Raw genomic sequence first — 14,321 nt, 5'->3', positions numbered from 1 at the left:
CCGGCCGGGCAGCGTACGCCCCCGCCCCAAGCAGGCGGGCGCTTCCACCCTCTGCCGCAGCAACGGTCAGGCTACCCGCGATCCGCGCGACCAGACACCGCGCACGGCAGGAGTCCCCTCGGCCACACGGAACCGGACCAAATCGGCACGTTTGCCGGTTTCCAGCCGCCCGCGGTCTCCAAGCCCCACCGCATCGGCCGGCACATGGGTCACCGTGCCCAGCCCCCGCGCCATATCCCCCCACAGGTTGCCCAGCCTGACCGCTGCCATCAGCAGCGCGGCGGGAACATAATCAGACGACAGGATGTCCAGAAGCTCGAGTTCCGCCAGCTGCTGCGCCGCGACATTGCCGGAGTGAGAGCCGCCGCGGATCAGGTTCGGCGCCCCCATCATCACCTTGATGCCATGGGCACGGCAGGCCTGCGCGGCCTCCACCGTAGTTGGGAACTCTGCCAGTTGAATGCCGTGGCCTGCCGAAACCGCCACCTGCTCTGCAGTGGTATCGTCATGGCTGGCCAGCACCGCGCCAAACTGCCTGGCCGCCTTGACGGCTTCTGCCTCATGGCGCTCCCCGAAGGCCTGCCGCAGTTCCTTGAGATGCATGACATGAGCTTCAAAGGCCCTATCATCAAACCCGTGCTTGCCCTTCAAATACCCCTTCAGTTTGCTGAGGTCCCGGAACTGCCGCTGGCCAGGCGTATGGTCCATCAGCGACAAAAGCCCGACCCGGTCGGCTTCCCTAAAACCGTTTAGTTCCTCCAGCAGAGTATCGGAACAGACCTCTGCCCGCAGATGCAGGAAATGCGAGATCTTAAGGACATCCGCCGCGCGCAACTCTAGAAGCTCGGATGCCAGCTGCCGGGCATATGCGCCATAGCGGCTTTCCCGGCGGCTGATTGACCCGACACGCATCGCGTCAAACACAGTGGTGATGCCGGTTCCCGCAAGTTCGGCATCGTGGGCAAGGATCGCGCTGGCATGCGGCCAGTCGACCTTGGGGCGCGGCTGGATGTGGCGCTCCAGATTGTCGGTGTGCAGCTCCACCAGCCCAGGGCAAACAAAATCGCCCTCGCAGTCAACCGCCCCCGGAAGAACCGTGCTGCCATCCGCGATATCCGCGATCCGGCCGTCCGCGATTTTCACGCTCCCGGTGCGGATCTCGTCCGGCAGCACCAGCAGAGCATTGGCAAGGATCAATTCATCTGTCATCTGAACTTCACATCTTTCGAGCTATGGAAGGCCACGTTTAGGAGGCCAATGTGACATTCACGCGATACGCGATCTATTACGCCCCGCCCGCCTGCGCGGAATGGAGCCGGTTTGGAACCAGCTGGCTGGGCTGGGACATGGAAGCAGGCCGCGGGCTGCCGCATCCGGCGGTGGCTGGGCTGGATGTTGCGGCAATCACGGACGTGCCTCGCAAATACGGGCTGCACGCCACCATGAAACCGCCAATGCGCCTTGCCGAAGGCCGGACGCAAGCCGCGCTTGAAGATGCCTGCGCCGCTCTGGCCGCTTCGCAAAAGCCGGTCACGCTGGACGGTTTGCACCTGGCGCGTCTGGGGCGGTTTCTGGCGCTGCGCCCAACCGGGGATCACGCTGCGCTGAACGCACTGGCGGCGGCTTGCGTGAACGGGCTGGACAGCTTCCGCGCGCCTGCAACCGAGGCCGACCTGGAACGCCGCCGGGCTGCCGGGCTGACGCCTGAACAGGACGAAAACCTCATCCGTTGGGGCTACCCTTATGTGCTGGATCAATTCCGCTTTCACATCACGCTCACCGGCAGGCTGCCCAAGCCGAAGCTGCCCGCGGTCGAGGCTGCGCTGGAGAAGCACCTGATCCCGCTCTTGCCCGCACCCATCATGATCACCGACCTGGCTCTGATGGGCGAGGCGCCGGACGGCAGATTCCACCTGATCCACCGCTACGCCCTTTCCGGCTGAAGGGCGGCCAGCGCAGAGTTCACCGCCGTGCTGAGCGCACCGCTGTTGTCGATTTCATAAACCCGATTCAGCCCTTCCGGCAGCGGATTGACTGCCCGCGCCAGACGGCGCCGAACTTCATCAGAGTCCTCCCGCCCTCGGGCAATGAGCCGTTCTGACAGCACCTCCGGCCGCGCCGTCACCGACAGCACAATGAAGTCGCCGAATACTTCCTGTGCTTCCAGCAGCACAGCGCGGGAGAGGTTCACCAGCACCCCGCCCGAGCCCTCGCGCAGCTTACCGATGTCGCGGGGAATGCCGTAGTGCAACCCATGCGCTTGCCAATGCAAGGCAAAGACGCCCTTTTCTGCAAGGGTAGAAAATTCGGCCTCTGTGACCGCTTGGTAGTCCTCCCCGCCCGCGTCCGGTACGCGGGTGATCACCCGGCGCATCAGCCGCAGTTGCGGGCCGGAGACCGCCAGGGCAGACATCAGGCTGTCCTTGCCCGCCCCGGATGGCCCGACCACGGCAATGACGGGACCTTTGCCAGCCGGCCCACTCATGCTGCCGCCTTGGGCGCAAAGCCCGACACATCCACGAACCGGTCGCAAACCTGCTGGCGCGCCGCCTCATCGTGGAAAATACCGATAATCGCCGCCCCCCGGCCCTTGGCGCCTTCGATCAAGCTCAGAACGGTTGCGCGGTTCTGCGCATCCAGGCTGGCCGTCGGCTCGTCCAGCAGCAGCGCCGGATAGCCGTAGGCAAAGCCGCGGGCGATGTTCACCCGCTGCTGCTCTCCGCCCGAGAATGTGGTAGGGCTGAGGCTCCACAACCGCTCCGGGATATTGAGCTGCGCCAGCAGCGAGGCCGCCTTATCGCGGGCCTGCTCCACTGGCGCGCCGACGGCCAGCAGCGGCTCTGCCACCACGTCGAGCGCCGGCACCCGCGGCACAACACGCAGGAACTGGCTGACATAACCCAAGGTCTCACGCCGCAGCGCCAGGACCTCGCGAGGCTCGGCCTTGGCCACATCCACGTCCCCCACCATCACGCTGCCGGATGCCGCCAGATAGTTGCCGTAGATTACCCGCATCAGGGTGGATTTACCTGCACCGGACGCCCCGGTCAGGCCAACGCATTCACCGGGCTGAACGCTGAGCGTGGCGTTTTCCATTACCGGGATCACCGCGCTGCCCTGGTTGTGCAGGGTGAAGCTCTTGCTCACATTGGTCAGTTCAATCATCGCCCTGCCCTCAGACTTGCAGCACGCTGGAGACCAGCAGCTGGGTATAAGCGTGCTGGGGATCGTCCAGCACCTGGTCGGTCAGCCCGGATTCCACCACATGGCCGTCCTTCATTACCATCAACCGGTCTGCCAAGAGGCGCACCACGGCCAGATCGTGGGTGACGATGATGGCGCTCAGCCCCATTTCCCGCACCAGCCCGCGCAGCAGGTCCAACAGACGCGCCTGGACAGAGACATCCAGACCACCGGTCGGCTCGTCCATGAAAACTAGCCGCGGGCCGGTCACCAGATTGCGGGCGATCTGCAGCCGCTGCTGCATCCCGCCGGAGAAGGCCGAAGGCCGGTCATCTATCCGGTTTTCGCTGATCTCAACCCGGCCCAGCCAGTCGGCGGCACGTTCACGGATCGAACCATAGTGGCGGCCGCCCACGGCCATCAGCCGCTCGCCGATGTTGCCGCCGGCAGACACGGACATGCGCAGGCCATCCCGGGCGTTCTGATGGACAAAGGCCCAGTCGGTGCGGCTCAGCATACGGCGTTCCGGCTCGGACATGGTGACGGTATCAACCGGCCCATCCGCACGGGTGTCAAAAATCACCTCGCCCCGGTCCGGCTCCAGATGGCCTGCAAGGCTGTTCAGCAGGGTCGACTTTCCCGACCCGCTCTCGCCCACGATTCCCATCACCTCTCCGGGAAACAGATCAAAGCTTACATCCGTGCAGCCGATCCGTGCGCCATACATCTTGGCGACATTTTTCACTTGCAGCAACGGGGTCATCACGCGGCCTCCTCACTCAGGCGGCCGGTATGGCCCGCCTCGCGCCGCGAACGGCAATAGTCCGTGTCAGAGCAGACGAACATCCGGTTGCCCGCATCATCCAGGATCACCTCATCCAGATAGCTGTGCTCGGAGCCGCACAGGTCGCAGGCCTGCTCGGCCTTGCTGGCCTCAAACGGGTAGTCCTCGAAATCCAGCGAGACGACCTGGGTATAGGGCGGCACCGCGTAGATGCGCTGCTCGCGGCCTGCGCCGAACAGCTGGATGGCCGCCATCTCCATCTTGGGGTTGTCGAATTTGGGGATCGGCGAAGGATCCATCACATAGCGCCCTTCCACCTTGACCGGGTAGGCATAAGCGGTGGCGATGGCGCCATGCTGGCTGATGTCTTCATATAGCTTCACATGCATCAGCCCGTATTCTTGAAGCGCGTGCATCTTCCGGGTCTCAGTTTCGCGCGGCTCCAGAAACCGCAGCGGCTCCGGGATCGGTACCTGGTAGACCAGGATCTGGTCTTCATTCAGCTCTGCCTCGGGGATCCGGTGGCGGGTCTGGATGACGCTGGCCTTTTCGGTTTTCTCGGTGGTCTCCACACCCGCTGTCTTCTCGAAAAACTTGCGGATCGACACTGCATTGGTGGTGTCATCCGCGCCCTGGTCGATCACTTTCAGCGTATCATCCGGGGTCAGCGTGGCGGCGGAAACCTGCACGCCGCCGGTGCCCCAGCCATAGGGCATCGGCATTTCGCGGCTGGCAAAAGGCACTTGATAGCCCGGCACCGCAAGGCCTTTCAGGATCGCCCGGCGGATCATCCGCTTGGTCTGTTCATCGAGATATGCAAAATTGTAGTCAGACATTTAGATACTCGCATTTAGAAAGGCGAAAATTTGAACGACGCAATTTTTGGTGCGGTCCTCATCATTGGCGGTGCTGTCGCCATGATGATGATTTCGCTCATACGCCATAACACTCCAAAACGGCGGCAACGGCGCAAGAGCCTGCGCCAAGACGAAACCGGCGTTTGGATCTGGACCGATTTCGACGGAAGGGAACGCCGCTCGGATCAGCGCCCTGACCAGCCGGGAGGTGACTGGCATTCCGACAAAGGGGGAGCGGCAGACGGCGGATGGAGCGATACAGGCGGCGATGGCGGAGGGGGTGGCGACTAAACTCACTGCGCCGCCTCCCGTGCCGCCAGCGTCTCGGACAACTCCCCCGCCTCGCGGCGCAGTTTGCGGACCAGTTCCAGCTCAGACTGGAAATCCACGTAATGCGGCAATTTGATATGCTCCAGAAACCCTGTGGCCTGAATGTTGTCTGCATGGCTCAGAACAAATTCCTCGTCCTGCGCAGGCGCACCCAAATTGTCCTCGCCCAGCTCCTCCCAGCGCAGTGCGCGGTCGACCAGCGCCATGGCGATGGATTTGCGCTCTGACTGGCCAAAGACCAGCCCATAGCCGCGGGTGAACTGCGGCGGCACAGTTTTGGAGCCTTTGAACTGGTTCACCGTCTCGCATTCGGTCAGCTCCACCTCGCCGATCTCAATGGCAAAACCCAGTTCCGGGATCTCCATCTCCACCGGCACTTTGCCAATGCGCAGCTCACCGACAAAGGCGTGGTTGCGCGCATAGCCGCGCTGGGTGGAATAGGCCATGCCCAGGATGAACCCCTCATCCCCGCGGGTCAGAGACTGCAGCCGCACTGCCCGCCCGGCTGGAAAGGAAATCGGTTCACGAGTCAGATCGCCCGGAACCGCGTCCGAAACAGGCTCGCGTTCAATGATGTCTTCGCCCTGCAGGAACTCGGTGATGTGCGGTGTAGCTTCCTTGCGCGGCTTCGCAACCGGTGCGTCGGGCACTTCGCCCTCGGCGGCCAGTTTGAAGTCCAGCAGACGGTGTGTGTAATCGAACGTCGGTCCCAGAACCTGCCCGCCCGGCGCGTCCTTGAAGGTCGCCGAAATCCGGCGGTCGCAGGCCATGTCACCGGTTTTCACCGCTTGCGAGCAGCCGAACCTCGGCAAGGTGGTGCGGTAGGCGCGGATCAGAAAAATTGCCTCGATCAGATCGCCGCGCGACTGCTTGATCGCCAGCGCCGCCAGGTCCGGATCATAAAGCGACCCTTCCGCCATCACCCGGTTCACCGCTAAGCTCAGTTGCTCGCGGATCTGGGCGAGTGACAGCTCGGACACATCCATGTCGCCGCGACGCTCCTCGGTCAGCCAGGCATGAGCGTTTTCAATGGCGCGCTCGCCGCCTTTGACTGCAACATACATGGGCTCAGGCCTCCTCAGTGACTTGGGTCGAGCGCGGCAGCGCAGCCACCTGCGGCCCCGCTGTAAAGAAGAAATCCAAACCCAGAGGATAAAGCGCGGCGTTGTTTTGGAACGCCGCCAGCTCGGGCAGCTGCATTCGGGCCGTGTCCTTGATGCCAGGACCTCGCAGCTGCGCATTCGGCGCATCAAAGCCCGCCACCTCGGCAATCATCGTTGCCGAACGGTCAGGGTATTCCGGCGTTCCGTTGCGAAAGCGGGAAAGCGGCATCAGCTCCTCCCAGCCGCCAAGAGCAAAGTCCGCCTGTTCTGCAGGAACAAGCCGCGCGCCGGTGTGGAAGGCAAGCCAGCCGCGCAGGGCTTTGCTGTCGGTTTCCGGCGCCAGGAATACTCCGGTTTCCGCATCGCAAAGTGTCAGCAGCAGGCTGCCCGCAGCGGCAGAGATGCCGCCGGGCGGGAGAGCACCGGCGATGTCCTGGATCTGGCCGGGGTGTGCCATCGCGTTCATCGCGGCGCGAAACGCATGCGCTGCATCCACAGGCGGATTGGTGAAACCGCCCGCGTAGACGGCATTATGGCTCTGCGAACTCATCAATCCTCTCCACGCACCATGGTGAAAAACTCGACCTTGGTTGCTGCTGCCTTGGCCGCGCGCGCCTCTTTCTGCGCCTGCCGCTCCTCTGCCAGTGGCGCCAGCACCGTCTCGCGCACGGCGCCTGCTGCGCTAGTCTGCATCAGAGCGTCGATCTTCGCCGCGATTTCGGCCTTGGCCTTGCTCCGGCCCTGCACATAACCGTGGCCGACTGTGCCGTCCTCCAGCGACAGCGCACAGCGGGTGACTGTCATCTCACCCAGGTTGAAAGGCGCTCCGGTGCCGCCCATGCGGCCGCGCACCATGACGCCGCCTGCCTCAGGTGCCCGCAGGAATGCGCACACGGGATTTTCTCCGCAATCCTGCCATAGTTCAGTCAGCCGGGCCTCATCAGCCGAAGCCAACAGGCTCATCCAGACCTTGCGGTCCTCTCCGGAAAAAGTGGTATTCATTTGTCTAGGCCTCTTGGCAAAGTTGTCTATGATTAATATACAACTAGACAAATATTAACTGAGTCGCCTCGCGCAGCGCAATCCAAGAGTTGTGAAAGTTCCGTGACATGGCCCGCACCCCCGTTTGGAAGTCTATCGCCATCGCCCTGACTGACGACATCGCGCAGGGACGTTACGAAACCGGTGGCAAACTGCCGCCTGAAACGCAGTTATCCGCCCGCTTCGGCGTGAACCGCCATACGGTGCGCCGTGCGCTGGCGGATATGGCTGAGCAGGGCCTGGTTCACGCCCGGCGCGGCGCCGGCGTCTTTGTGGCGGCCAAGCCAACCGATTATCCGATCGGCAAGCGGGTCCGGTTCCACCAGAACCTCGCCCGCGAAGGGCGCTGCCCCGCCAAGACGATCCTGGCACTGGAGACCCGCGCAGCCTCTGCCCGCGAGGCCAATGCGCTGCAACTGGATCCAGGAGCAGAAGTGCATGTCTATGACGGGCTATCGCTGGCCGATGGGCAGCCCATCGCCTTGTTCCAAAGTATCTTTCCCGCACATCGCTTTCCAGGCATCCTCGATGCCCTGCAAGAGCAGCTCTCAGTAACTGCTGCACTGCTGCAATTCGGCGTTGAAGATTACACCCGGATTGAAACCCGTATCACCGCCAAGCTGGCCACTGCCACCCAGGCCCTGCACCTGAAGATTGCCGAAGGCAGCCCGATCCTGCGCACCACTGGAGTCAACGCCGACCAAGAAGGCCGCCCGGTGGAATTCGGCCGCACCTGGTTTGCCGGCGACCGGGTCACGCTGACGGTTGGCGGCGAGGGCTGAGAGCGCTCCCGCCTGCTCCGGCGCAATTGAAATTGCACTTTGCAGTTGGGCCTGGCGCCGCGCTGCCGCGAGGCGGAAGCGGCCCACAACAGGCGCGGCGTTTCCTGGCGGCTTTCACACTGAAGCGCGTTTCGAGATCTCCGTCCGCACAGCGCGCAGCGCGGTGCCGGGCCCAACTTTGCAGGGCACCTGTGATGCCCAGAACAGGCGGCCCCCCCTCTGCGTTACTCCACAGCGTTGAACACAAACAGCGTCTCACCGTTGATCTGATACCCGTTGATCAGTTCCCTGGCCTTGTCCGACACCAGCCATTCTTCCAGCTGCATCGCCAGCGCGTTCTCCACATGGCCATGCTTGTCCGGATTCACAGGGATATAGGCATACTGGTTGAACAGCACCGGATCACCGGCAAACAGCAGCATCAGCCCGCTCTTGTTGCCAAAGTTCAGCCAGCTGGCCCGGTCCGACATTATATAAGCATCCATACCGGCCGCCGTATTCAGCGCCGCCCCCATGCCTGCCCCTACAGCCCGGTACCAGGAACCAAAGCTCTCAGGCTCAAGTTCCGCGGCCCGCCAGAGGCTCAGCTCCTTCTTATGTGTGCCGCTGTCATCGCCGCGGCTGACAAAGGCGGCCTCGGCCTTGGCAATATTGCGCAGAGCATCTGCCGCATCAGCAGCCTCTGCAATCCCTGCCGCATCATCTTTCGGGCCGATGAAGACAAAGTCGTTATACATAATCTCCCGGCGATGGGTGCCGCTGCCGCCTTCCAAAAATTTCTCCTCGGCCTTCTTGGAATGCACCAGGATGGCATCCACATCCCCCGCCTCGCCAAGGCGAATCGCCTGGCCGGTGCCAACCACCAGCAGCTGCACGTCCAGCCCCAGATCCTTCTTGATTTCCGGCAGAAGGATCTCCGCCAGGCCCGAATTGTGAAATGAGGTCGTCACCGCCACCTTCATCTCCTCTGCCGCCGCGGTGCCAGCCAGGGCCGCCGCAGCAAGGACTCCCAAAATCAGATGTTTCATTCGACAATATCCCCGTTAAGAAATGCACGCCCCTGCGGCGTTTGCGGCCCGGCAAAAAATGCCTCTGCCGGGCTGAATTCATGGATGCGGCCGCCCAGAACAAAGACCACCTCATCCGCCAGCCGCCGGGCCTGGCCCATGTTGTGGGTGGACATGATCAGCCTGGTGCCGCCCCCGGCAGCCTGGGCCAGAATTTCTTCGATCTCCCGCGTCGCCCGGCCGTCCAGGGCTGCACATGGCTCATCCAGAAAAAGCACGTCCGGCTCGCGCACCAGCGCGCGGGCCAGCGCCAGCTTTTGCCGTTCGCCCCCTGATAGCATGGTCGCCTGCCGCTCTAGGATTTCACCCAGCCCGACACGGCCAGCCCATTCCGCCGCCCGCGTCCGCGCCTCTTTGCGGCCAACGCCGGTCAGCCGCAGCGGATAGGCGATGTTCTCGATCACCGTGCGCCGCATCATCACCGGAACCTGAAACACGAAGGCCTGGCGCTTCTGCGCCTCCGCCAGCGGGCAAGCCCAGTTCAGGCGGCCGTCGTTCATCCGCACGATCCCGTGCAGCATTTTGAGCAGCGTTGTCTTGCCCGCTCCGTTAGGGCCGATTACAATTGACGTGCCCTGACCGCCCAAGGTCAGATCAACGGGACCAACCAAAACTTTACCGCGCCGCCGGACCTGAGCGCCATTTGCCACCAAGGGGAACATCCGCATCACCAGCGCCCCTCGCTCTCGGTGCGGCCAAGCCAGTGGATCGCAAGGTTGACTGCAATCGCCAGCGCGATCAGTACAAAACCCAGACCCAGCGCCATCGCAAATTCGCCCTTGCCCGTCTCCAGTGCAATTGCCGTGGTCAGCACCCGTGTGGCGTGGTCGATGTTGCCACCAACCACCATGATCGCGCCCACTTCACCAATCGCGCGGCCAAAACCCGCCAGCGCTGCGGTCAGCAGCGCCCGCCGCCCGTCCCACAACAACGCCTGGATACGCTGAAACTGTGTGGCGTTCATCGAGATCAGCAGGTCGTGGTAATCGCTCCACAATTCGCGCAAGCTCTGATGCGCGACCGATGCCACCAGCGGCACCACGATGATTACTTGCGCAATGATCATTGCCGTTGGCGTGAACAGCAGACCAAAGACACCAAACGGACCGGCGCGAGACAGGAAAACGTAAACCACCAGCCCCACAACAACCGGCGGCAGCCCCATCAGCGCGTTGAGCACCGCAATCGTGGCCCGCCGCATCCGGAAGCGGCGCACCGCAAGAAAGGCGGCCAAAGGCAGCGCAATGGCACAGGCAATGGACAGCGCTGTCAATGTGACCCGCAATGACCGCAGCGTGATCTCCACCAGATCCGCGTCCAGCGTCGCCAGCAGCCAAAAGGCCTGGCTCAATCCTGCCAACAGATCGTTCATTGCGCCTGGTCTACTCCGCATGAGTCTTTCGGCAGGGTCTAACACCCGCTGACTGATTTCAAAATCACAGGAGAAGGCATTGGAACAGCCAAAAACGGCAGGCCACTGGAAAAAGGTCACTTTGACCACCATATCCTTACCGGGACCAAACAGTTCAGGACAGAATAGCCGCGTTTTTGCAGACCCGCCGCACGGCGACGTCAAAACCGTGCCGCGTGTTAGCGCCAAATCACCGCATTTGGCTTCGTTTCCGCTCACACGCGCTTGCGTGCGCGATATGAACGTGAAACAACCCCCGCCCAAAGTGTCACCCCGGACGCAACCTTGAGGAAATGCCATGTTCGACCTGCAATCCATGCGGGATCAGCTCGCCACCCACTATGATTTGGCGCCGAATCCGGCTTTGGCCGAGAAGATGGCAGACGTCTATGCGCGGATGGACCGCGTCGTGACCCCCGTCGAATGGGTCACCCATGCGCCTTATGTTGCGGCGATTCTGGAGCTGAAGAAGCAGCGCAACGCGGTGATTCTGGCGCATAATTACATGACGCCCGAAATCTACCACGGCATCTCGGATGTGGTCGGCGACAGCCTGCAGCTGGCGATTGAAGCAACCAAGGTCGAGGCCGATGTGATCGTGCAATGCGGCGTGCATTTCATGGCCGAAACCTCCAAGATCCTGAGCCCGGACAAAACCGTGCTGATCCCCGACATGGAGGCAGGCTGCTCGCTGGCGGAATCGATCACTGCCGAAGGTGTCGAGGAAATGCGCCGCCGCTACCCGGGCGCTCCGGTGGTCACCTATGTGAACACCACCGCTGAAGTGAAGGCCGCGTCCGACATCTGCTGCACCTCCTCCAACGCTGCCCAGATCGTGGCGGCAATGGAAGAAGACACCATTATCATGACCCCGGACCAGTATCTGGCGCAGAACATCGCCAATCTGGTGCCGGAAAAGAACATCGTGTGGTGGGAGGGCTCCTGCATCGTGCATGAGCAGTACACCGCGCAGGACCTGCGCGACTTCCGCGAGTGGAACCCGGGCACCCGGCTGATCGCCCACCCGGAATGCCCGCCGGATGTGGTCGCCGAGGCGGATTTCTCCGGCTCCACCAGCGGCATCGTCAACTATGTGACCAAGGAAAAGCCCGAAAAGGCCCTCCTGATCACCGAATGCTCGATGGCGTCGAACATCGCCGACCAGCTGCCTGAGGTGGACTTTGTCGGCCCCTGCAACATGTGCCCCTACATGAAGAAGATCACCCTGGAGAAGATCCTGTGGTCGCTGCACACCATGTCCGAGCCGGTCGAGGTTGACCCGGAGGTTGCGGACAAGGCCCGCGTCGCGGTGCAGCGGATGATCGACCTCAGCCAGAAACTGGGCATCTGATCCGTGATCGAAACCGGCCGTATCGTCATTGCCGGGGCAGGCCTTGGCGCGCTTTACGCCGCGCTTGAGCTGGCACCGCGGCCGGTTCTGGTGATCTCCCCCGAGCCCTTGGGCGAAGGCGCCAGCTCTGCTTGGGCGCAGGGCGGCGTGGCTGCGGCCATGGCCGCCCATGACACGCCCGAGGCACATGCGGACGACACCCTGCTGGCCGGCGCCGGCACCGTCGACCCCGAAGTTGCCGCCATGGTCACACGGGTTGCGCGCGAGCACATCATCGACCTCACTGAGCTCGGCACACCCTTCGACCGCGACGCTGACGGCAACTACGTGATGAGCCGCGAGGCTGCCCATTCCGCCGCCCGCGTGGTGCGGGTGAAGGGCGATCAGGCCGGCGACCAGATCATGCAGACTCTGATCGCCGCAGTGCGCGCAGCGCCATCCGTGCAAGTGCTGGAAAACACCCAAGCCGTGCGGCTGGAAACAGACGGCGGGACCGTCACCGGCATCTGGATCACCCGCGCCGATGCGCCCTCCGCCCCGGTGCTGATCAACTGTCCCGGCGTGCTCTTGGCGGGCGGCGGCTCTGGCGGACTTTACGCCCACACCACCAACCCGCCCCGTATCCGCGGCCAGGTGATCGGCTTCGCCGCCCGCGCCGGCGCCCGCATTGCCGACCCGGAATTCGTACAGTTCCACCCCACCGCCTTTGACATTGGCGAGGACCCCTCCCCGCTGGCCACCGAAGCCCTGCGCGGCGAAGGCGCGGTGCTGATCAATGCCGATGGCGACCGCTTCATGCTGGCAGCACACCCGGACGCCGAGCTTGCCCCGCGCGACATCGTCGCCCGCGCGATCTTTGCCGAGACCCAAGGCAGCCGCCGCCCGATGCTCGACACCCGCGCGGCCCTGGGCGCCGAAGTGCTGAGCCGCTTCCCCACCGTCGCTGAAACCTGCGCCCGTGCCGGCATCGACCCGGTGCAGCAGCCCATCCCAGTGGCCGTCGCCGCCCACTACCACATGGGCGGGGTCGATGCAGACCTGCAAGGCCGCACCAGCCTCGCAAACCTCTGGGTCTGCGGCGAGGCCTCCTCCACTGGCCTGCACGGCGCCAACCGGCTTGCTTCCAACGGCCTGCTGGAAGCGCTGGTCTATGCCCGCAATGCAGCTCAGGATATCGACCGATTGGCCCTCTCCGAAGATGCTGCCGAAGTCCGCCTGGAGTTTCCGGAAGGCGGCCAGGAGCTTGACCCCGCAGCAGTGAAATCCCTGCGCGAGGCCATGACCGCCCACGCAGGTGTCCGCCGCACTGCCGCTGGCCTGAAACAGGCGCTCGCCGCCATCGACCGGCTTGAAGCTGAACAGGCGGCAGATGAGAATTTCGCCAACATGTGCGCCACCGCCACGCTGATCGCCGCCGCAGCGCTCAAGCGCGAGGAAAGCCGCGGCGGCCATTTCCGCGACGACTTCCCCGAGGCTGACCCCGCACAGGCGCACCGCACCCGCATCACCCTGGATGAGGCCCTGGCCATCCGCGCCAAGGCCGCAAAGGAGCTGACATGAGCACCCAATTCGCCACCCTGCCCGACCTGATCCTGGAACCGATGGTGCGCGCCGCGCTGATGGAGGACCTGGGCCAGAACGGCGACATCACCACCCGCGCGGTGATCCCGGCCTCAGCTGCATACTCCGCCCGGCTGAATGCCCGCGAGGATGGCGTGGTCTCCGGCATGCAAATCGCCCGCATCGCCTTTCTCCTGGTTGATGCCGGGCTGAAGGTCGAGACCCTGCTGCCCGACGGCAGCCTTTGCAGGAAGGGCGACACGCTGATGACCATCGAAGGCTCCGCTGCCTCGATCCTGTCGGGGGAGCGCGTGGCGCTGAACTTCGCCGGCCGCCTAACCGGCATCGCCACTCTGACTGCCGCCTTTGCCGCGGAAACCAAGGGCACCGCCACCCGCATCACCTGCACCCGCAAGACCACACCGGGCCTGCGTATTGCCGAAAAACAGGCGGTGCTGCACGGCGGCGGCTTCAACCACCGCTTTGGGCTGTCGGACGCGATCCTGATCAAGGACAACCACATCGCCGCCGCAGGCGGCGTCGCGGCAGTGCTGGAGGCCGCCAAGGCCTCTGTCAGCCACATGATGAAGGTGGAGATAGAGGTCGATACCCTGGACCAGCTGGCAGAGGTCATCGCCACCGGCGGCGCCGACGTGGTGCTGCTCGACAACATGGACACTCCAACCCTGGTCAAGGCGGTGGATATGGCAAAGGGCCATGTGGTGACCGAAGCCTCCGGCAACATGCGGCTGGAGCGCATCGCCGAAGTGGCCGCCACCGGAGTGGATTACATTTCCTCCGGCGCGCTGACCCATTCGGCGCGCACCCTGGACCTGGGGCTTGATTTCTAAG

The 14,321-nt window shown here is 63.6% G+C and carries 17 protein-coding genes; 5 read left to right on the top strand and 12 right to left on the bottom strand.

Going from position 1 to position 14,321, the window contains the following annotated elements; translation table 11 throughout:
* Positions 1-66 precede the first annotated feature (66 nt).
* A complete protein-coding gene (locus tag ACXAHG_RS13525) occupies positions 67-1,209 on the bottom strand; it encodes an alpha-D-ribose 1-methylphosphonate 5-triphosphate diphosphatase (protein ID WP_475058091.1) in 1,143 nt (380 codons plus the stop codon).
* Between the two features lie 50 nt (positions 1,210-1,259).
* Here ACXAHG_RS13525 and ACXAHG_RS13520 point away from each other — a divergent pair, with 50 nt between their 5' ends.
* The gene (locus ACXAHG_RS13520) at positions 1,260-1,943 is read left to right on the top strand and encodes a DUF1045 domain-containing protein (RefSeq protein ID WP_475058089.1); all 684 of its coding nucleotides are present in this window, start codon (positions 1,260-1,262) and stop codon (positions 1,941-1,943) included.
* Here the strand turns inward: ACXAHG_RS13520 and phnN are convergent.
* The 8 genes from phnN to phnG are packed head-to-tail and all read right to left on the bottom strand — an operon-like array spanning position 1,925 to position 7,259.
* Entirely contained in the window at positions 1,925-2,485 is a 561-nt protein-coding gene (phnN, locus tag ACXAHG_RS13515; protein ID WP_475058086.1) for a phosphonate metabolism protein/1,5-bisphosphokinase (PRPP-forming) PhnN, read from the bottom strand. The genes ACXAHG_RS13520 and phnN overlap by 19 nt on opposite strands.
* The gene (phnL, locus tag ACXAHG_RS13510; protein WP_475041175.1) at positions 2,482-3,165 is read right to left on the bottom strand and encodes a phosphonate C-P lyase system protein PhnL; all 684 of its coding nucleotides are present in this window, start codon (positions 3,163-3,165) and stop codon (positions 2,482-2,484) included. Before phnL ends, phnN begins: the two co-directional genes overlap by 4 nt.
* A 10-nt stretch (positions 3,166-3,175) precedes the next feature.
* Positions 3,176-3,946, bottom strand: a complete 771-nt coding sequence (gene phnK, locus ACXAHG_RS13505) for a phosphonate C-P lyase system protein PhnK (protein ID WP_475041174.1) — start codon at positions 3,944-3,946, stop codon at positions 3,176-3,178.
* Positions 3,946-4,803, bottom strand: coding sequence for an alpha-D-ribose 1-methylphosphonate 5-phosphate C-P-lyase PhnJ (locus ACXAHG_RS13500; RefSeq protein WP_475041173.1), 858 nt, complete (start codon positions 4,801-4,803; stop codon positions 3,946-3,948). Before ACXAHG_RS13500 ends, phnK begins: the two co-directional genes overlap by 1 nt.
* Positions 4,804-5,121, bottom strand: a complete 318-nt coding sequence (locus ACXAHG_RS13495; RefSeq protein ID WP_475041171.1) for a hypothetical protein — start codon at positions 5,119-5,121, stop codon at positions 4,804-4,806.
* The gene (locus ACXAHG_RS13490; protein WP_475058083.1) at positions 5,118-6,218 is read right to left on the bottom strand and encodes a carbon-phosphorus lyase complex subunit; all 1,101 of its coding nucleotides are present in this window, start codon (positions 6,216-6,218) and stop codon (positions 5,118-5,120) included. Before ACXAHG_RS13490 ends, ACXAHG_RS13495 begins: the two co-directional genes overlap by 4 nt.
* 4 nt (positions 6,219-6,222) lie before the next feature.
* Positions 6,223-6,807, bottom strand: a complete 585-nt coding sequence (gene phnH / locus ACXAHG_RS13485; protein WP_475041169.1) for a phosphonate C-P lyase system protein PhnH — start codon at positions 6,805-6,807, stop codon at positions 6,223-6,225.
* Positions 6,807-7,259, bottom strand: coding sequence for a phosphonate C-P lyase system protein PhnG (phnG, locus tag ACXAHG_RS13480; RefSeq protein WP_475041167.1), 453 nt, complete (start codon positions 7,257-7,259; stop codon positions 6,807-6,809). Before phnG ends, phnH begins: the two co-directional genes overlap by 1 nt.
* Before the next feature lie 107 nt (positions 7,260-7,366).
* Between phnG and phnF the strand changes: the two genes are divergently transcribed.
* Positions 7,367-8,080 (top strand): phosphonate metabolism transcriptional regulator PhnF, encoded by a 714-nt coding sequence (gene phnF, locus ACXAHG_RS13475; RefSeq protein WP_475058080.1) that lies wholly within the window; start codon positions 7,367-7,369, stop codon positions 8,078-8,080.
* A 224-nt stretch (positions 8,081-8,304) separates the two neighbouring features.
* Here phnF and ACXAHG_RS13470 read toward each other — a convergent pair whose 3' ends face one another.
* Genes ACXAHG_RS13470 through ACXAHG_RS13460 form a run of 3 tightly spaced genes read right to left on the bottom strand, consistent with a single transcriptional unit; the run spans position 8,305 to position 10,519 of the window.
* Entirely contained in the window at positions 8,305-9,108 is an 804-nt protein-coding gene (locus ACXAHG_RS13470; protein ID WP_475041164.1) for an ABC transporter substrate-binding protein, read from the bottom strand.
* Positions 9,105-9,815, bottom strand: a complete 711-nt coding sequence (locus ACXAHG_RS13465) for an ATP-binding cassette domain-containing protein (protein WP_475058077.1) — start codon at positions 9,813-9,815, stop codon at positions 9,105-9,107. The genes ACXAHG_RS13470 and ACXAHG_RS13465 overlap by 4 nt, the downstream gene beginning before the upstream one ends.
* Entirely contained in the window at positions 9,815-10,519 is a 705-nt protein-coding gene (locus ACXAHG_RS13460) for an ABC transporter permease (protein ID WP_475041161.1), read from the bottom strand. Before ACXAHG_RS13460 ends, ACXAHG_RS13465 begins: the two co-directional genes overlap by 1 nt.
* Positions 10,520-10,856: 337 nt before the next feature.
* Here ACXAHG_RS13460 and nadA point away from each other — a divergent pair, with 337 nt between their 5' ends.
* The 3 genes from nadA to nadC are packed head-to-tail and all read left to right on the top strand — an operon-like array spanning position 10,857 to position 14,320.
* Positions 10,857-11,909, top strand: coding sequence for a quinolinate synthase NadA (gene nadA / locus ACXAHG_RS13455; RefSeq protein ID WP_475041160.1), 1,053 nt, complete (start codon positions 10,857-10,859; stop codon positions 11,907-11,909).
* Between the two features lie 3 nt (positions 11,910-11,912).
* Positions 11,913-13,469, top strand: a complete 1,557-nt coding sequence (locus tag ACXAHG_RS13450) for an L-aspartate oxidase (protein WP_475058074.1) — start codon at positions 11,913-11,915, stop codon at positions 13,467-13,469.
* On the top strand, positions 13,466-14,320 hold the full coding sequence (nadC, locus tag ACXAHG_RS13445) for a carboxylating nicotinate-nucleotide diphosphorylase (RefSeq protein ID WP_475058072.1): 855 nt from the start codon (positions 13,466-13,468) through the stop codon (positions 14,318-14,320). Before ACXAHG_RS13450 ends, nadC begins: the two co-directional genes overlap by 4 nt.
* Position 14,321 lies beyond the last annotated feature (1 nt).

The sequence above is a fragment of the Leisingera sp. ABD4_442 genome (genome assembly GCF_056160905.1).
This window is presented reverse-complemented; position numbering and strand designations above follow the sequence as displayed.